17 protein-coding genes are annotated in these 17,805 nt (G+C 27.8%); 7 read left to right on the top strand and 10 right to left on the bottom strand.

Going from position 1 to position 17,805, the window contains the following annotated elements:
- Nucleotides 1–54: 54 nt before the first annotated feature.
- From ACRDBA_RS05130 to ACRDBA_RS05145, 4 genes are all read right to left on the bottom strand, one after another.
- A complete protein-coding gene (locus tag ACRDBA_RS05130; RefSeq protein ID WP_438571849.1) occupies nt 55–837 on the bottom strand; it encodes an ABC transporter permease in 783 nt (260 codons plus the stop codon).
- Nucleotides 830–1,597 carry an ABC transporter ATP-binding protein gene (locus ACRDBA_RS05135; RefSeq protein ID WP_438571850.1) on the bottom strand — a complete coding sequence of 256 codons (768 nt, stop codon included), beginning with the start codon at nt 1,595–1,597 and terminating at the stop codon, nt 830–832. The genes ACRDBA_RS05130 and ACRDBA_RS05135 overlap by 8 nt, the downstream gene beginning before the upstream one ends.
- Nucleotides 1,598–1,630: 33 nt before the next feature.
- The gene (locus tag ACRDBA_RS05140) at nt 1,631–2,608 is read right to left on the bottom strand and encodes an ABC transporter substrate-binding protein (RefSeq protein WP_438571864.1); all 978 of its coding nucleotides are present in this window, start codon (nt 2,606–2,608) and stop codon (nt 1,631–1,633) included.
- Nucleotides 2,609–2,796: 188 nt separating this feature from the next.
- Nucleotides 2,797–3,753, bottom strand: a complete 957-nt coding sequence (locus ACRDBA_RS05145; protein WP_438571851.1) for an acyltransferase family protein — start codon at nt 3,751–3,753, stop codon at nt 2,797–2,799.
- A 477-nt stretch (nt 3,754–4,230) separates the two neighbouring features.
- Here ACRDBA_RS05145 and ACRDBA_RS05150 point away from each other — a divergent pair, with 477 nt between their 5' ends.
- Nucleotides 4,231–4,599: a CidA/LrgA family protein gene (locus ACRDBA_RS05150; protein WP_438571852.1), complete on the top strand. Its 369-nt coding sequence runs from the start codon at nt 4,231–4,233 to the stop codon at nt 4,597–4,599.
- Nucleotides 4,599–5,303: an LrgB family protein gene (locus ACRDBA_RS05155; RefSeq protein ID WP_438571853.1), complete on the top strand. Its 705-nt coding sequence runs from the start codon at nt 4,599–4,601 to the stop codon at nt 5,301–5,303. The genes ACRDBA_RS05150 and ACRDBA_RS05155 overlap by 1 nt, the downstream gene beginning before the upstream one ends.
- A 43-nt stretch (nt 5,304–5,346) precedes the next feature.
- Here the strand turns inward: ACRDBA_RS05155 and ACRDBA_RS05160 are convergent, their stop codons facing one another.
- From ACRDBA_RS05160 to ACRDBA_RS05175, 4 genes are all read right to left on the bottom strand, one after another.
- Complete coding sequence (locus ACRDBA_RS05160; protein ID WP_438571854.1) at nt 5,347–5,892, bottom strand: hypothetical protein; 546 nt, start codon at nt 5,890–5,892, stop codon at nt 5,347–5,349.
- A 291-nt stretch (nt 5,893–6,183) separates the two neighbouring features.
- Nucleotides 6,184–7,308 (bottom strand): radical SAM protein, encoded by a 1,125-nt coding sequence (locus ACRDBA_RS05165; protein WP_438571855.1) that lies wholly within the window; start codon nt 7,306–7,308, stop codon nt 6,184–6,186.
- A 240-nt stretch (nt 7,309–7,548) separates the two neighbouring features.
- Entirely contained in the window at nt 7,549–9,738 is a 2,190-nt protein-coding gene (locus ACRDBA_RS05170; protein ID WP_438571856.1) for a type IA DNA topoisomerase, read from the bottom strand.
- A gap of 418 nt (nt 9,739–10,156) precedes the next feature.
- Nucleotides 10,157–10,768, bottom strand: coding sequence for a TspO/MBR family protein (locus ACRDBA_RS05175; protein ID WP_438571857.1), 612 nt, complete (start codon nt 10,766–10,768; stop codon nt 10,157–10,159).
- A gap of 264 nt (nt 10,769–11,032) precedes the next feature.
- Here ACRDBA_RS05175 and ACRDBA_RS05180 point away from each other — a divergent pair, with 264 nt between their 5' ends.
- The gene (locus ACRDBA_RS05180; protein WP_438571865.1) at nt 11,033–12,391 is read left to right on the top strand and encodes a MurT ligase domain-containing protein; all 1,359 of its coding nucleotides are present in this window, start codon (nt 11,033–11,035) and stop codon (nt 12,389–12,391) included.
- A 21-nt stretch (nt 12,392–12,412) separates the two neighbouring features.
- Nucleotides 12,413–13,141 (top strand): type 1 glutamine amidotransferase, encoded by a 729-nt coding sequence (locus tag ACRDBA_RS05185; protein WP_438571858.1) that lies wholly within the window; start codon nt 12,413–12,415, stop codon nt 13,139–13,141.
- Between the two features lie 53 nt (nt 13,142–13,194).
- On the opposite strand, the gene ACRDBA_RS05190 is transcribed toward ACRDBA_RS05185, so the two are convergent.
- Nucleotides 13,195–13,920: a polysaccharide deacetylase family protein gene (locus tag ACRDBA_RS05190; RefSeq protein ID WP_438571859.1), complete on the bottom strand. Its 726-nt coding sequence runs from the start codon at nt 13,918–13,920 to the stop codon at nt 13,195–13,197.
- 203 nt (nt 13,921–14,123) lie between these two features.
- Here ACRDBA_RS05190 and ACRDBA_RS05195 point away from each other — a divergent pair, with 203 nt between their 5' ends.
- The 3 genes from ACRDBA_RS05195 (at nt 14,124) to ACRDBA_RS05205 (ending at nt 17,215) form a co-directional block, all read left to right on the top strand.
- Nucleotides 14,124–15,404, top strand: coding sequence for a D-alanyl-D-alanine carboxypeptidase family protein (locus ACRDBA_RS05195; RefSeq protein ID WP_438571860.1), 1,281 nt, complete (start codon nt 14,124–14,126; stop codon nt 15,402–15,404).
- 95 nt (nt 15,405–15,499) lie between these two features.
- Entirely contained in the window at nt 15,500–16,195 is a 696-nt protein-coding gene (locus tag ACRDBA_RS05200) for a flavin reductase family protein (protein WP_438571861.1), read from the top strand.
- 153 nt (nt 16,196–16,348) lie between these two features.
- Nucleotides 16,349–17,215: a 50S ribosomal protein L11 methyltransferase gene (locus ACRDBA_RS05205; RefSeq protein WP_438571862.1), complete on the top strand. Its 867-nt coding sequence runs from the start codon at nt 16,349–16,351 to the stop codon at nt 17,213–17,215.
- Nucleotides 17,216–17,230: 15 nt separating this feature from the next.
- Here ACRDBA_RS05205 and ACRDBA_RS05210 read toward each other — a convergent pair whose 3' ends face one another.
- Nucleotides 17,231–17,782 (bottom strand): lytic transglycosylase domain-containing protein, encoded by a 552-nt coding sequence (locus ACRDBA_RS05210; protein WP_438571863.1) that lies wholly within the window; start codon nt 17,780–17,782, stop codon nt 17,231–17,233.
- Nucleotides 17,783–17,805: the final 23 nt, after the last annotated feature.

Raw genomic sequence — 17,805 nt, forward strand, 5'->3', positions numbered from 1 at the left:
AAGTCTTTTAAATTATAAGAAAACAGCCATAGTTTCCTATGACTGCTTTAATTTCTAACTTATAAACTTTCTTTCAATAATAGCTACAATTTTGTACATTAAGAAAGCTATAAAAGAAAGTATTACTATACTCATCATAACCATATCTAATTGTGCTATTTGTCCTCCATACACAATTAAAAATCCAAGGCCTTCTCTAGCTACTAAAAATTCTCCCATAATAACACCTACCCAAGATAATCCAACATTTATCTTTAAGGCTGATATTAATACTGGAACATTTGATGGAAATACAAGATATTTTAATATTTGTCCCTTATTAGCTTGCAATGTTTTCATCAATGTTATTTTACCTTTGTCTACTTCATTAAACCCTGTTAAAACACTAATTATAGTAGTAACTATTGATATTAAAAGTGCTATTACTATTATAGCTGTCATCCCATTTCCTACCCAAAATATAACTATTGGAGCTAACGCTACCTTTGGCAATGCATTTAAAACTACTAAGTATGGATCTAACACTTTAGAGGTAAATGGGCATGCCCATAAAATAATTGCTATCGCCGTTCCTATTATAGTACCTAATGTAAATCCTACAACAGTTTCAAAGCATGTTGTTAATATATGATTTAAAAGAGTTCCTTCATTAATAAATGATATTAATGATTTTACTATTCTACTTGGACTCGATGTTAAAAATGGATCTATCCACTTTAAATCCGCTGCTACCTCCCAAATAAAAATAATTGCTACTAAAATTAAAATTCTACATAATGCTAACTTAACCTTGTCCATTTTTACTTTCTTTAAATATTCTTCATGTGACTTACTCATCTAATTTATCCAGCTCCTTCCACAACATATTGAAGTACTGATTAAATTCAGGTTCTCTTCTCTTTTGAAATGGTGTAGCATTTTTATTTTGAAAATCTAATCTTATATCTAGCTTTATAGTTGCTGGTCTTTTAGTAAGCATTATAATTCTATCTGATGTTGTAATAGCTTCACCTAAATCGTGAGTTACCATTATAGCTGTTTTTCCTTCTCTCTTTATTATTGCAGTTACCTCATCACAAAATTTTAATCTTGTTTGATAGTCTAAAGCTGAAAAAGGTTCATCTAAAAGTAACACTTCTGGGTTTAATGCTAAGGTTCTAATTAAAGCAACTCTTTGCTTCATTCCACCTGAAAGTTCACTTGGTTTGTGTAGCTTAAATTTAGATAAGTCATATTCATTTAAAAGACTTTCTGCATTTTTTATATTTTCACTATTTAGTTTCTTTTTAATCTTTAATCCTAATACTATATTGTCCCAAACATTTAACCATTCAAATAAATAATCTCTTTGGAACATATATCCCATTTTATCTAATCTATTTTTAACCATATTATAATTATAAGTAACTTTTCCACCTGTCGGTTCTAAAAGCCCACTTATAATATTTAACAATGTAGATTTACCACAACCTGATGGTCCGATAATGCTAATAAATTCTCCCTCTTTAATAGAAAAGTTTAAATCACTTATTGCTTCTGTTTCTCCCTTTAAAGAATGATACGTTAATTTAATATTTGATACTTCAATTAATCCCATTTTACACCACCCTTGTTTTCTTAAAGTTTTTTATTAATTTTTCACAGCCTCTGTTGAAAAGCTATTGTTTACTATCTTATTAAAAGCTGGTCTTTCTGATATTAAACTATTATCATAGCTACTTATTATATCCATAAATTTATTAAGATCTTCTTCCTTAATTACAGGATTATCAGCTAATGCTTCTATTTCTCTATAATTTTTTACTACTGTAATTATAATATCCCTATCTGTTCCTGGGAAAAAAGATATAATTGAATCTGCTACTTCCTCATCACTGTGACTATGGAACCAACTTTGCCCCTTATAAATAGCATTTGTAAATTTTTGAATTACTTCAGGATTTTTATCCATATATGATTTTGTTGCAAAAAAACATGTACAAGGTACATTTCCAACTTCCTTTCCAACTGAAGCTACTATAGCTCCTGAACCTTCTTTAACTAACATAGATGCAGTAGGTTCAAATAAAGTCACGTAATCTCCTGTACCCGATTTAAATGCACCTGCTGTAGCTGTAAAATCTAAGTTAGTAACTAAATTGACATCTTCTTTAGGGTCTAAACCATTTTGTTTTAATGCATATTCAAAATCCATTTCAGGAATTCCACCAGGTCTTCCCCCTATCATTTCTGCTCCCTTTAAATCCGACCACTTAAAATTAGGCTGTTCATTTCTTCCAACTAAGAAAGCCCCATCCTTTTGTGTTAATTGTGCAAATAATATAGGATAATCTTCTCTTCCTTGATTATTAATGTATATAACTTGCTCTGGGCCACAAAACCCTATATCAGCATTTTTGCTTAAAACCTGCTGCATAGTTTTATCAGCACCTTGACCTGTAGTCAAATCAATTTCAAGTCCCTCTTCTTCAAAAAAGCCTTCATTAATTGCAACATACATAGGTGCATAGTAAACAGATCTTACAACTTCATTTAACTTTACTTTAGTTAATCCATTATCATTTTTACTTTTCTGTCCACAAGAAACTAGTCCAATACCTAAAACCATAATTAACGCTACTACTGTAGCTACTTTAGTAATTAATTTTTTCACTTATTCCTCCAATCCTTTAATTAAAGGTAAATTACTATATAATTCATTGTATGTTTCTTTATATAATTTGTTAAAGTTCCTTAAACATTATATGTTAATATATAATAAAAAAGTAAAGCAACTTAAAGCTACTTTACCTTTTTTTATAAACTATTATTAACTTTTCTCTCTTTATATTTTACATAATACAATGTTATGAATACTACAATTACAACAATTATTACTGTTGAAATTACTGTTGTAATTAATGACGTATATCTTAATATATTATAGCTTATTAAAATTTCACTTACTCCAGAATGAACTAAATACATTATTAAAGAATATTTTCCTATTTCAGTGATAATAGTTTTTTTCTTAGGCATATATGCCATTATTGCTGATCCAACTACTATAGCTGAAATATAATGAAAAAGCCTCATAAACATAGGAAACCATGGTTTTTCAAAATACCATGTATATTTAGCATATTGAAAAAATAGTTCTATTGGTGTGGAGTTATTTAATAAAAATAATATTAAAACTGTTAAAATACTACACGCTAATATTCTAACCTTATTTTTTCTTATAATATTTAAATGTTCCTTTTCAAAAGCCATCCCTAATATAAAGAATGGAAGGAAAAATAATGTTCTAGATACACTTCCTATAGTTCCTACACTAGAATCTAATCCTATTAATAGTGATACCAGAATACTTCCAATTATCCACTTTTTATAATCTTTAATATAGTCAGCTATTATGTACCAAAATACCATTGATAATAAGTACCATAATGTCCATTGCGGCATTAATAATTGAAAACTAATATGCCATCTTCCTAAAATTAAAAAGTTAAAGAAAGTGTAAAATACTTGAGCATATAAATAAAGCTTCACAGTATCTATTACTTTTTCCTTTGTAGTTCTCTTACTTAATTTATTGAAATAACCAGACACAAACGTAAATAATGGCATATGAAAAACATATAAAAATAATACAAAAAAATGTATATTTACTGAATCAGGATTTGCAAGCTCTAATGAATTCCCGATAATAACTGCTAATATTAAAAAACCCTTTAAGTTATCAAAGTAAGCATTTCTTTCTTTTGTAACCATCCATTTCTCCTTTTCCCCTATTTTTTTATTGTTAGTAAGAAAGTTATAAATAAAACTGCCCCCACCCTTGATAATTTTTTCAAAATTCTCATCTATTCATTTCTATCTTACTTTTTAACTAAATAAGTTTCTCATATTAACTATATTTTATCAACTCTAAACCTTATTCATTTACTAATTGTTTAAAAAGTGATACATTATATAGTTGTAAAAACTAATTTAAAATAACCATGCGTTTTAATTTTTGGGCTATATTTTAAACTTATGTTGATAAATTTAATATTATTAGTTAAGAAGTAAGATTTTCGGTAAAAACTCTTTAATGATTTTTATAAAATATATTTTATAAACTTAGTAGAAGTTTACTCCTTGACTATTCATTTTTACTTATACTTGTTTATTCGTAATATTTATTAGACATTATAATATCAACATTTAATTTAAAACATAACCAATTTTAATAGGAGGATTTATTTAATGAAACTATTTAGACAATCTATTATTATTCTTGGAGTATATATAATAGGTGAGCTTATTTCTAAAGGATTCAATTTGCCTATACCAGGAAATATTTTAGGAATGCTTTTACTATTTACTCTTCTTTGCACAAATGTAATAAATGTTGAAAAGGTAGAAATGGTAGGAAACTTTTTCTTAGATCATTTAGCTTTTTTCTTTATCCCAGCAGGAGTTGCCTTATTAAATTCCTTTGATATGATAAAATCTAGCTTTATTCAAATAGTAATAATTTGCTTAATTACTACTGTTATCGTAATAGCAGTAACAGGTAAGGTAGTTCAATTTATTTCAAATAAGTTAAATAAAAAAGCAAAGGAGGAATCATAATGGATATCCTAACTAATAATATATTCTTTGGAATAATTTTATCTTTAACAGCCTTTGAGCTAGGATTATTTATATATAAAAAAACTAAACTTCCTATATTTAATCCTCTACTTATAGCAATTGCCTTTACTATAGGGTTTTTATTAATTTTTAATATTGATTTTGATACATACAACAATGGCGCACAATTTATAAATATATTCTTAGGACCTGCTACTGTTGTTTTAGCAATACCCCTTTATAAGCAAATAAAATTACTTAAAGAAAACTTTATTCCTATTTTAACCGGAATATTAATTGGTAGCTTTGTAGGAATTATTTCAATAATTCTTTTATGCATTTTATTTGGACTTGAAAACATACTTACAATATCATTACTTTCTAAATCAGTTACTACTCCAATAGGAATTGAAATAACTAATCAATTAGGTGGACTTGCACCTATTACTGTTTTATCAATAGTCATTTCAGGTATTATGGGAGCAGTTATTGGGCCTACCGTTTGTAAGATATTTAAAATAGATAATGAAATAGCTGTAGGTATTTCTATTGGTACTGCATCTCACGCTGTTGGTACAACTAAAGCTCTTGAACTTGGAGAAACACAAGGTGCTATGAGTTCTCTTGCAATTGGAATAGCTGGTATTATGACAGTATTTTTAGCTCCATTTTGCTTTAACTTATTAAGTACATTTATAAAATAATTTTTATATTATAAGAGTAATTTATTATTAAATTGCTCTTTTTTTATATTTCATTAGTTATATTCTTTTCTTCTTCATCATAAAAGCTTGTTTTTATAATGTATTCTTGCCCTTCTTCTAATTTAGGCATTTTTACATTAACCATTAAATATTTATCTTCACCTGCATCTAATCTATAAATATTACCATTAATATTAACTTCTACTATTGAAATCTTATTATCATAATTTTGAGCTCCTATTAATAAATATTGTTCCTCTTCTATATTAATAATATCTCCTACTTTATCTCCTATTTCCCAAATAGCATTATCAATTTTATACTTATTATTTATATCAGATTTAAGATGTGCTATTCCTAACTTATCATTAGATCTAAATAAAACAGCTTTTCTTTTATCTATATCAATAATCTTTTCTATATTTAAATTATTTGCTCCTATTTCAGTGTCTTTTATTATATATTGAACACTTGCCCCGATTGCTTTTTCATCATTTCCATCTATATATCCATTTGCCTTATATATAGCTCCACCTAAAACTAATATAGTTAAAAGAGCTACTATTAAGTAATTCTTATAATTTTTCATTCTTTCGCCTCCTAAAATTATCTTTTATAATTATATCCATATATTTTAAAATTTAGTATTATAGATGCAGATGCTATTGAAGAATTTACTGAATTATAATTAATACTGTTAGTAATACTTGCTAAGGTTAATGGATTATAGATCTAGGAATATGTAACAGGTGAATCATTCTTAATTTACAACTTATTTACATATATTTAAATCCTAACTTACTTTGCATATCTATATCTTTTTTATTAGCAAAAATAAAAATAGATGATTATACAAACCATCTATTTTTATAGTAATAACTTATAATAATAATTCCCCAACCTTATATCCAGTTGGTAACTCTTCCTCAACTACAAATTTAAAGTTTTCATCTTTTAATATCGGTAAAAATGTATAGTATGGCGTCTCTGTAAATTCACAACCATAGCCATTAGCTCCAAACCACTTTCCTTCTCTAATACTTAAATTTAATCCTCTAGCAAATTTAGTGTTATTAGAGCAATCATGTATTACTAAGTCCCACTTTTCTTCATCAGCTATCTTCATAAATTTTAGTGTTAACTCTCTACTCCATATTGGAGATATATATCCATGTCTTGAAATATACATATTATCACCATGATAATTATCTATATTATTTGGATTTAAGTGTAGTTCGGCACAATTTATAAAGTCTAGTTTTGTAGCTAAAATATCTTCCTTCTTCTTTAAAAATCCTTCAAAGAATTCAGGAGTCATTGGAGTTTCTATTCCAACATGTTTTATATATTTTTTAGCAATCTTAATATTTTCAATTACTTTATTAGAACAATTTGATGCACCTAGGTTGAAACGAATTTCATTTAATCCTGCTTCTCCTAGTGCTTTTAGTGTTTCTTCAGTAGCTAAAAGCCCATTTGTATACATATGTTGGTGTACTCCTGCATCACTAAATTTCTTTATTACAGGATAATATTTTTCTATTTCCATAAATGGTTCTAAATAAACATAACAAACACCTGTAGGTCTTTTATGTATTGAAAGAAGTAAATCTATGTCCTTTTCATAGTACTTTGTTCCTCCAATTTCCCACATTCCTTCACCAATTGGAGGTTGACTATCTAATTCACCATAGTTATAACAAAATTTACATTCGATATTACATCTATTAGTTTTACGAATTGCGCATAATCCACTACCCATTAAGCAAGAACGACAACCTATTGGAAACCCTTTTTCATCACCAACAAATAAAGTTCTATTACTTAGGTTTTTTAACCCTTCAATTTCTGACATTAATTTATTATTTCTATAATCAATGGCCTCTTCTATTTGAGCAAATGTAGCATATACTATCTCTTGTTGCTTTATCATAAGCTCCTCTTCTTCTGGTAATGACGCAAAGAACTCAAACCAAGCTAATGCATCTTTCTTTGAAATTTTCATTATGTATCCTCCTAAAAATCTCCACTTAAACTAAATTTTTATCTGTAGTATTTTATTCCTAATCAATTTTAACATCACTTCTATGCATATTAAAGTACTTTTGGACCTTTGTCAAAGTAAATACGTTAATAAATATACTTAAAGTCTAATTAATTATAGGCAAGAAAAGAGAAAATTGTGATTCACTTTCATCTTAGTATAATCCCATAAAAAAACAATAAAAAAGAGGCTTTTGCCTCTTTAATCTATAAACTCTAAACTCCAGTTAAAGTATCCTGTCTCATTATTTCTATCATATTTTAAATATGCACTAAAGGTATTTCCTTTTCTGCTTCTTAAATTTCTAAAGCCTACTTTTCCATTTTTAAGTAGTAACTTAACCATATCTACTGTTACTTCTTTTCCTAATGAAGTTATATACTTATCATCTTTCCAAATGGTATATTTACATCCATTTCTCCAATTAATACATCCAAAGCCTTTTTCACCTTCTATTACATCATTTCCACATATAGGACAATTACCAATAGTTTCTTTCCCCTCAGGCAATTCAACCTTAAATTTATGTAAAAGTGAATCATCATTTTTTATCTTTTCTACTGATTGTGTAGTAAAGTTATATATAAGATTTAAGAAATCAGCCTTTTTGTACTTTCCTTTTTCTATATCTGAAAGTGTCTTTTCTAATCTTCCTGTGTATTCTAAGTCTAAAAGCTCCTTTGCTGGGAATATTTCAACTATTGTTTTCCCAAGATCTGTTGTAGTTAAGCTTTTACCCTTTGCTTTAATATACCCAATGTCCTTAAGCTTTTTTATAGTTTCAGCTCTAGTTGCAGGTGTTCCTATACTAAATCCACTTAATATTGCATTCATCATTTCTTCTGTGTTTGTTTCATCATCTGAGTTTTCATCTTTATCATTTTTAAAGCTTTTACCGCAAGTTTCCATAACTCTTAAAAGTGTTTTTTCAGTATGATGCTTAGGTGGTTTTTTAGTAACCTTGTTTACCTTACTTTCTGTTATGTCAAGATTTTCTCCCTTTTGAACTAATGGTAGAATTGTATCCTTAGTATCTATCTTTTCTACAACTCTCCATCCTTTAACTATTTCAACCTTACCTTTTGCAATAAATTCTCCTGGAACCTTTTCATCATTTACTTTTATAGTAATTTTAGTTTCTTCAAATTCAGCAACAGGCATAAATTGCATTATAAATCTATTTTTAATAGCATTATATACATTTTGCTCATCTACGCTTAATCCATTAGGTATTACATATGTTGGAGTAATGGCACTATGGCTTTCAACTTTAGAATTATCAAAAACTCTTTTTGATTTTACAAATTTAACTTGTGCTTCATAAGGTAACCCCTTCTTTAGGGTTTCTAAAACCTTTCTTGCCTTGCCCTCTAAGCTTTCTTCTAAAACAACACTTGCTGTTCTAGGATATGTGATAAACTTCTTTTCATAAAGGCTTTGAGCAACCTTTAATACCTTATCAGAAGTCCATCCCTTATATTTACTTGTTATATATCCTTGTAAGTTAGATAAGTTAAATAGCGGCTGTGGGTATTCTCTTTTCTTTTCTATTTCCTTATCAGAAACTACTCCTACTTTACCTACTAGTACTTTACTAAGCTGGTCTAAATACTCTTTTTTTTCAAACTTTTCACTAGAATTTTCATAATAAAGTGTTTCAAATTCAGTGTTATCCTTGGCCTTATATTTAGTTCCTAGCTTATAATAAGAGCTAGCTTCAAAATTTTCTATTTCTTTATCTCTATCATAAATAATTTTTAATGTTGGTAAAAGAACTCTACCTATATTAATTAACTTTCTATCTTTACCAGTTCCACCATAACGAAGAGTTGCAACAGAAGTTAAGTTAATTCCAATTACCCAGTCTGCTAGCTGTCTTCCAATACCTGCATCTTGCAGCGGCTTCATCTCTGAATTAAGTTTTAAGTTTTTTATTCCCTTTTTTACTTCATCCTCAGTCCACTCATTTAATAAGATTCTATATATAGGCTTTTGTATATTAAAATGAATAAACAGTTCATCTGAAATAACCTGTCCTTCTCTATCAAAATCCGTTGCAGATATTATTCCATCAACATCTTCTCTATCTATTAAACCTTTAATAATATTTATTTGCTTTTCTGCTCCCTTATCTACAATATTTCTATTATAGCCATCGCACTTAATCTTATATTTAAAATCACTAGGTATAAATGGGAATTTTTCCATTCTCCATCCTATCATATTTTCATCATAATCCTTTGCATCAAACAATTGTAAAAGATGACCAAATGCCCATGTAATTAAGTATTCATCTCCATCAAAATATCCATCTTTTCTTTTTTTAATCTTTAACGCATCAGCAATATTTTTAGCAACAGATGGTTTTTCCGCTATTATTACCTTCTTCATTCTTATCTCCTACTTTTCTAATAAGTATTCTTTCTTTATTTTTTCCAGCTTTACTATTCTATATTATTTATTATAAAATTTCAAACCACTATTTTTTATCTAGGTGTTTTATTTATGTAATAATATCATTTAATTATAAACAGAATTCTTAGTTTTAACTTCATCTGAAACTAAGAATCGGTTATCTATGGGCGTGGACCTTATTAGCACCCTTATAAAGAAAAGGAAGTGCTACAACGGCTAGCCATCAGATAAAATCTATTTTAAATACAAAGGTAATCCAGTTTAACTTGGATTACCTTTCTTATCTTATAATTTTACAAATGAAATACTATAGTTAAAAAACTTCACAATCTCATTTTGATAAAATAAATCCTCTAACAAAAGAACATCTATTCCTATTATACAATATATTTAGTTACATTTCATTATACATCCATACAAAAAAGTTTAATATGCCAGCAAATACTAACCATACTATATATGGTATTAATAAATATCCTGCTAGTTTATCTACTTTAATAAACTTTATAAAGGTTATTATTACAAGCACAAATAATATTATTAGCCATATAAATGATATTCCATATAATCTAAATGTAAAGAATATAAAGCTCCACATAAAATTAAAAATTAATTGAACTAAATAATAAAAATATGCTCCATTATCATTAGCACCTTGCTTATTTCTCATATAAATTCTATAAGCTGCTATTCCCATTAATATATATAATATGGTCCACACTATTGGAAATACTATAGCTGGGGGTGTAAATATTGGCTTTTTCAATAATTCATATGTATGCATAGTATTTTTATTTAATAATCCAACTATTGCTCCCCCTGCTACAGGTATTAAAATATTTATAATTAATGGCAAAAATTTAAACTCTCCATTAACTTTAAATATATTATATTTCCCCTTTTCTCTAACCTTTTTATTTTTCTTTAACTTTGGTGCTTTGGGTACCTTTGGTGTCTTTGGCTTTTTAGTTTTTTTGATTTTTTCTTTTTTCTTTTCTGTGTTCATAATTCACCTCACCATACTTAATTATTATTATATATGCGTAAAATTGCCTAAGTATGAAATTTAAAATTATCTGATTTAATGATTTTACCTTATAAATTCCTAAGTCTTAAATTTTATATGTCAATTTATAATAAATCTTGTAATATGTACTTTGGTAATAATTAAACTTTGTGATATACTATCTATAGTCAATTTTAGTTTTTAAATTTAATTGTTTAATCCTTAATATTATTGTTAATAATATTGGATAAGTATAATAAGGTGGTGAATACAATTAGTATTAAATCAATAACAAGCATTATAGCTTCAAAAATCACAATTTTTCTAACAAAAACAATACTAAAAGGGGGAACGACTTTCCCAGGTAAAGTAGCCTTAAAAATAGATAAAAATATTTTATCTAAAGTATCTAAAGGCTATAAGGTAGTCTTAGTTACAGGAACAAATGGTAAAACTACTACTACAAGCATGATTTACAACATTGTAAAAGAAAGTGGTCATGATGTTATTACTAATAATACAGGTGCAAATCTTTTCCCTGGTATAGTAACAACTTTTATAGACAACTATAAGTTCTTTGACAAAAAGAAGGATTCTTATGCAATTATTGAGGTAGATGAAGCAAATGTAAAATATATTACAAAATTCATTACTCCTGAACTAATTACAGTAACAAATCTTTTTAGAGATCAACTTGATAGATATGGTGAAGTTTACACTACTTTAACTAAAATCTTAGAAGGTGTTGAATTAGTCCCTTCTTCTACTTTAGTTCTAAATGGAGACGAATCATTACTTGGTGATTTAAAACTTGAAAATAATACTGTTTTCTATGGCTTTAATACACAAATTAATGAAAATAAAACTATAGATGTTAATGCCGATGCTAAGTTCTGTAAATTCTGTAAGGCTCCTTATGCATATAACCATATTACATACAATCATCTAGGTGATTTTTACTGTACAGGCTGTGGATTTAAAAGATCTGAACTTAAATATGCTGTAGATGAAATTCTTGATCTTACATCAGAAAGCTCAACAGTAAGATTTGGTGACTTACCTATTCATATTAGTCAATCAGGTATATATAACATTTATAATGCTTTAAATGCATATGCTATTACAAAAGAACTTGGAATAGATGATGATACTATTAAGAAGTCTCTAGAAAATCAAAGTTCAAGCTTTGGTAGACAAGAAATTATTAATATTGATGGTAAGGATTTAAAGATTATATTAGTTAAAAATCCAGCTGGATACAATCAGGCTCTTGATACACTTTGCTTAAACAAAGATTCCTTTAGTACAGCATTTTTACTTAATGATAATTATGCCGATGGTAGAGACGTTTCTTGGATATGGGATGTAAACTTTGAAGAGCTTCATGATTTAAATATAGATGAAGTATTTATATCTGGTATGAGATGCTATGATATGGCAGTTAGATTAAAAATAGCTGGCTTAGACCCTGAAACATTTATATTAGAAGAAAGCTTTGAAAGCCTAACTGAAAAAATTAAAAATGGTAAAAATGATAAGGTTTATGTTTTAGCAACTTATACTGCTATGATTAACTTTAGAAAATACCTACATTCAAAAGGATATATCCAAAAACTTTGGTAATTGGAAACAGGAGGATTTATTATGGAATTAAATATCTGTCATCTATATCCTGATTTACTTAATGTATATGGGGATGTAGGAAATATTTTAATACTTAAACATAGAGCTGAAGCTAGAGGCATAAAGGTAAATATTATTAACGTTTCTTTAAATGATAAATTTGATAATGAAAATATAGATTTCTTATTTTTCGGTGGTGGTCAGGACTATGAACAATCTATAGTATCTGAAGACTTAAAAACTAATAAAAAGGAATCTCTTACAAAATACGTTGAAGATAACAAGGTTACCCTGGCAATTTGTGGTGGATATCAGCTTCTTGGTAAGTATTATAGAGCTCCTAACGGAGAAAAAATAGAAGGTCTTGGTATTCTTGATATTTACACAGAAGGCGGAAATACTCGTTTTATAGGTGATACTGCTATATTTAACGAAGAATTTAATGAAACTTATGTAGGATTTGAAAACCACTCTGGTAGAACTTATATAAATGACTTAAAACCACTTGGAAAATGTCAACATGGCTATGGTAATAACGGTGAAGATGGAAATGAGGGTTGTATATATAAAAATACATTCTGTACATATTTCCATGGTTCATTACTAGCTAAAAACCCTGAGCTAGCAGATAGATTTATAAAACTATCTCTTTCTCATAAATATGGTGAAGTAGGTCTTGCTCCATTAAATGATAGCTTCGAACTTAAAGCTAAAGAAGTTATGCTTAATAGATTAAACTCTAATAAATAATAAAAGAATGTATGAAAATAATTATTTTCATACATTCTTTTTATATACTTTACTTAATGACATTTATTAACCACCTTTATTTTTTTTAAATAACTAATTTCCTCTTCATTGATATTATCTAAAGTTTTAAATTCATATCCTCTTTCTTTATAAAAGTCTATTACCCACTGTAATGCTACTATTGATGTTTCCTTTCCACTTAAATCATGCATCAGTAATACTTCTACATCATAAAGACCACCATATTCTCTTACTCTAGATTCTATAAAATCAATTGATGCATCTGTATATTCAGTATCACCAGAATCTACGGACCAATCTATATAATATTTACCACTATTAACAATACCATTTCTTATATCATTTATTACATTTATATCTCCAACTGAATTATCTGCCCCACCAGGCATTCTTATAAATTTAAATTCTGATTTACCAACTATATCTTTAATAGTCTTTTCACATGCATGTAAATCATTAAAATATGCATCTGATGAGCTATAGATATTTTCATATACATGCATATCAGAATGTGGCATAATACACATTCCACCATCATTTAAAAGTTTTAAAAGTTCTGGATTTTTTCTAGCATTATTCCCTACTATAAAAAAACTTGCTTTAACATTATTTTTATTTAATACATTGCATATTGTTCTTGTAATACATGGAGTTGGTCCATCATCAAAAGTTAAATATATGGTTTTATTTTTTTCATTAGCCTTAACTTCATTAATATTGTAATTGAAATATCCAATTATAGAAAAAACTAATAACAAAGTAATTAAAGCTCCCCTCTTTATTAAACTAACAAATTTATTAATTTAAACCACCTCCTAATAATATTGATATTTTGTCCAATTATCATAAAATTTATTATAGTAAATTAAGGTACTGATTTACATAACATTATCATTGTTATTGCTTTATGTAAGTGGTATACTATTACAGAATAAAATATTATAGAGATGGGGAGATTACCTTGAAAAAAAGAAATTTATTTAAATCAGTTGCACTAGCTCTTTCCATATCATTATTAGCTCCTTTTGCTAGTAGAGCTACTGCACAAGAAACAACAAGTCAATTTCCTAATATTATTGCAGAATCTGCATTAGTAATGGATATGGACACAGGAGAAGTAATTGCATCAAAAAATGCTGATGTTAAACTATCACCTGCAAGTACAACTAAACTTATGACGGCTTTAATTTTTGCTGAAAACAAATCAAAGTCAGACACTATTACTTTTACAGAAGATGCTGTTAAAGTAACTGAAACTTCATTAATTAACTTTAAACCATTAAATGTAGGTGATAAAATTTCAGCCCAAGATGTTATGGAAGCAGTTATGATTTTTTCAGCAAATGATACTGCATACTTAATGGCTGATTCTGTTGCAGGAAGCGTTGATGCATTTGTTCAAATGATGAACGATAGAGCAAAAGCTCTTGGACTTGAAAATACACACTTTGTAAATCCATCAGGACTTGAGCAAGATCCATTAACAGGTAGTACTGCTCAAACTAACCTAACTACAGCTTACGACTTAGCTGTAATCGCTAAGGAAGCCTTTAAAAATGATTGGGTTAGAGAAACAATGTCTCCTGAAAATAAAGAAGTAACTGTTGACTTAACAGGCTCTCCACTTGTGATTGAATCTAGAAATAAGATTTTAGGCAAAAATGGTAATATAGGTGGAAAAACTGGTACAGAAGACCAAGCTGGCCATTGCTTTGTAGGATTCTTTAATCGTAACGGAAGAAACTTAATTACAGTTGCTTTAAAATCTGAATATGGTGCAGATGGTATCAATGTGTTTAACGATACCGAGACTTTAGCTGATTATGGTTACAATGCACAAAAACAAGTTTATAAAAAAGCTGGTGAAGAAGTAGGAACTGCAAATCTAGAATACAAAATCTTCAGATTCTTTGGTCCTACTAAAACTATAGAAGCACCTATTGTAGCTTCTGAAGATATCATGTATTATAAAAATGATATTAATGATGCAGGAGCAAAAATAGAATACTTAAATACAGATAGTAACGCTTGGAAAGTTAGCGGAGAAGATTTAAATATTACGTTCTCACTACCAAACCATGCTGAAGAAATAAAAGGAACTATTAATATTTCTTCAATGGATTTAATAAAATCAAATATTAGCTTCTATTTAGCATTTATATTAATATTAGTTATAATAATTATCTTAGTATTTGTTATAATAAGAATATTAAATATGAAAAAGAGAAGAAGAAGATATTAAAAAGTACCCTTTTGGGTGCTTTTTATTTTTTCTCTAACATTTTCTTTATAACTATGCTATAATCCTAAAGAAAATAAAATCAAAGGAGTGCACATATGAAAAAAGTTGATTTTAAAGGTAGTGTTGTTTTAAATCCAGTTCCTGTAGTATTAATTACTTCTAGAAACTCTGAAGGTAAAAATAATGTTTTTACAGTTGGATGGACTGGTACTATATGCACAAAACCACCTATGCTATCTATTTCTATAAGACCTGAAAGATTATCATATGAATATATTAAAGAAGGTATGGAATTTATAGTTAATATGCCTTCATCTAAAATAGTTAAAGCTGTTGATTATTGTGGAGTTAGATCTGGTAGAACAGTTGATAAAATAAAAGAAATGGGATTTACATTAAAGGAAGGTACCCATGTTAATGTTCCTTATATAGATGAATGCCCTGTAGCTATCGAATGTAAGGTAACTCAAATTATTCCACTTGGAACTCATGATATGTTTATCGCTGAAGTTGTGGCTTCTCATATAAATGAAGAATTAATGGATGAAAAGGGTAAAATACATTTTGAAAAAGGTGATTTAATTTCTTATTGTCATGGAGAATACTTTAAGCTTCCTCAAAACTCTATAGGTAGTTTTGGATATTCTGTAGCTAAGAAAAAAACTACTTTAGAAAATAAAAAAGTACAAACTAAAAAACCAAAGAATACCACTTCTACTCCATCTAAAAAAAAGAAAGTAAATAAAAATATTAAAACAAAAAGTAAGGCTAAAGGAAAGAAAAATCTTTAATTAATAATAAGAATATAATGGAAAAACAACCATAAATTTTATAGCATAATTTTTTATTATAAATACTATTTTAACCATAATATTCCTTGACTTTAAAATTAAAAGATTTTATACTTTATTCTATTACTAATGATTGAATGTGAGGTATAAAGTATGTTTGTTATTACATATAAAGTTAATTCAAATAATGTTGATGAAAAAATAGAGCTACTTCAAATAAATGATATTTTTAATGTCTTTTATGAAAGTCCTTTAGAAATAACTACTGATGACTATGGATATGGTTATCTTGAAAAGGAAACTAACGAGCTGATGCTTAAAGTAGCTTTTGAAGGAGAAAAGGAAGAGTTATCTAAGTTTGACTTATTAGTTTCATCTATAATAGAAACTAATTCAATAAATATAGAAGAAATAAATGAAACTTATGAAGATTTTTCAATTCCTTCTATTGAAATAAATGATAAGTGGGTTTTAGCTTCTCCTGATGAAGTTATAGAAGGTAAAGATAAAAATAAAATAAACTTTATATCTCAAGGTGCATTTGGAACTGGTTTACATGAAACTACTCAAGACCTTTTAAGAACTATTCTTACAAAGCTTGATTTAGAGGATAAGAGCGTTTTAGATATCGGAACAGGTTCTGGTATATTATCTATAACCTCTTCAATTATAGGAGCTTCTAATGTAACTGCTCTTGATATTAGAGATGTTAAAGAAGAAGTTATGTTAAATGCTTCTTTAAACGGCTTATATAACATAGATGTTGTTGTAGGTGACGTTTTATCTGGTGAAGTTACTATTGATGGTAAGTTTGATTGGATATATATAAATATAGGTGGTGAAGAAACTGAATTATTTATGGATTACATAAAAAATCATCTTGAACCTAATGGACAATTATTAGTTTCAGGTTTAGTTCAGTGGAGCTATGAATCAGTAAAAACATTAGTTGAAAGCTATGGATTTACTTTAGTGGAAAAACTTCAAACAAATGAATGGGTTACTTTAATTTTCAAATAGAAAAAAGCACTATTACTAGTGCTTTTTTTCATATATAAATTTATATATTTCGTAGTTAGTTTTTACCTTATCTACGTATTTTTTAGTTTCTGGAAAGGGAATATAATGTAGCGATTCTCCATCTATTGAATACTCTTCATCACTAAGCCATTTATTAACATTTCCGCTTCCACCGTTATAAGCAGCTATAACTAAATCTAAGTCTCCAAACTCGCTTCTTAAATTATCTAAATACCAACAACCAATTTGTATGTTTGTTTTAGGATCTAAAAGCATATTTGGTTCAAATCCTTCAATTCCTAACTCCCTAGCAGCCCACTCCCCCGTTGTATCCATAACTTGCATAAGGCCTTTTGCCTCCCTATGTGAAACTGCATCTTCATTGAAGTTACTTTCAGTTTTTATTATTGAAAGAACAAACAGTGGATCTAAATCAAATTCTTCACTATATTCATTTATATATTCAGTATATTTGTAAGGAAAAACATATTGCTTTACACAATATTTTGTACCAAAGTAAGCTATTATAATAACTATTATAAATAATAGTATCTTTTTAAATTTCATATTCATCCCCTTACTAGCAAATT

Source organism: Clostridium sp. (genome assembly GCF_051654825.1).
Taxonomy (GTDB): domain Bacteria; phylum Bacillota; class Clostridia; order Clostridiales; family Clostridiaceae; genus Clostridium.

Coding starts and splice junctions, on each gene's coding strand:
- ACRDBA_RS05130 (WP_438571849.1), bottom strand. CDS start 837: ATGAGTAAGTCACATGAAGAATATTTAAAGAAAGTAAAAATGGACAAG.
- ACRDBA_RS05135 (WP_438571850.1), bottom strand. CDS start 1,597: ATGGGATTAATTGAAGTATCAAATATTAAATTAACGTATCATTCTTTA.
- ACRDBA_RS05140 (WP_438571864.1), bottom strand. CDS start 2,608: ATGGTTTTAGGTATTGGACTAGTTTCTTGTGGACAGAAAAGTAAAAAT.
- ACRDBA_RS05145 (WP_438571851.1), bottom strand. CDS start 3,753: ATGGTTACAAAAGAAAGAAATGCTTACTTTGATAACTTAAAGGGTTTT.
- ACRDBA_RS05150 (WP_438571852.1), top strand. CDS start 4,231: ATGAAACTATTTAGACAATCTATTATTATTCTTGGAGTATATATAATA.
- ACRDBA_RS05155 (WP_438571853.1), top strand. CDS start 4,599: ATGGATATCCTAACTAATAATATATTCTTTGGAATAATTTTATCTTTA.
- ACRDBA_RS05160 (WP_438571854.1), bottom strand. CDS start 5,892: ATGAAAAATTATAAGAATTACTTAATAGTAGCTCTTTTAACTATATTA.
- ACRDBA_RS05165 (WP_438571855.1), bottom strand. CDS start 7,308: ATGAAAATTTCAAAGAAAGATGCATTAGCTTGGTTTGAGTTCTTTGCG.
- ACRDBA_RS05170 (WP_438571856.1), bottom strand. CDS start 9,738: ATGAAGAAGGTAATAATAGCGGAAAAACCATCTGTTGCTAAAAATATT.
- ACRDBA_RS05175 (WP_438571857.1), bottom strand. CDS start 10,768: ATGAACACAGAAAAGAAAAAAGAAAAAATCAAAAAAACTAAAAAGCCA.
- ACRDBA_RS05185 (WP_438571858.1), top strand. CDS start 12,413: ATGGAATTAAATATCTGTCATCTATATCCTGATTTACTTAATGTATAT.
- ACRDBA_RS05200 (WP_438571861.1), top strand. CDS start 15,500: ATGAAAAAAGTTGATTTTAAAGGTAGTGTTGTTTTAAATCCAGTTCCT.
- ACRDBA_RS05205 (WP_438571862.1), top strand. CDS start 16,349: ATGTTTGTTATTACATATAAAGTTAATTCAAATAATGTTGATGAAAAA.
- ACRDBA_RS05210 (WP_438571863.1), bottom strand. CDS start 17,782: ATGAAATTTAAAAAGATACTATTATTTATAATAGTTATTATAATAGCT.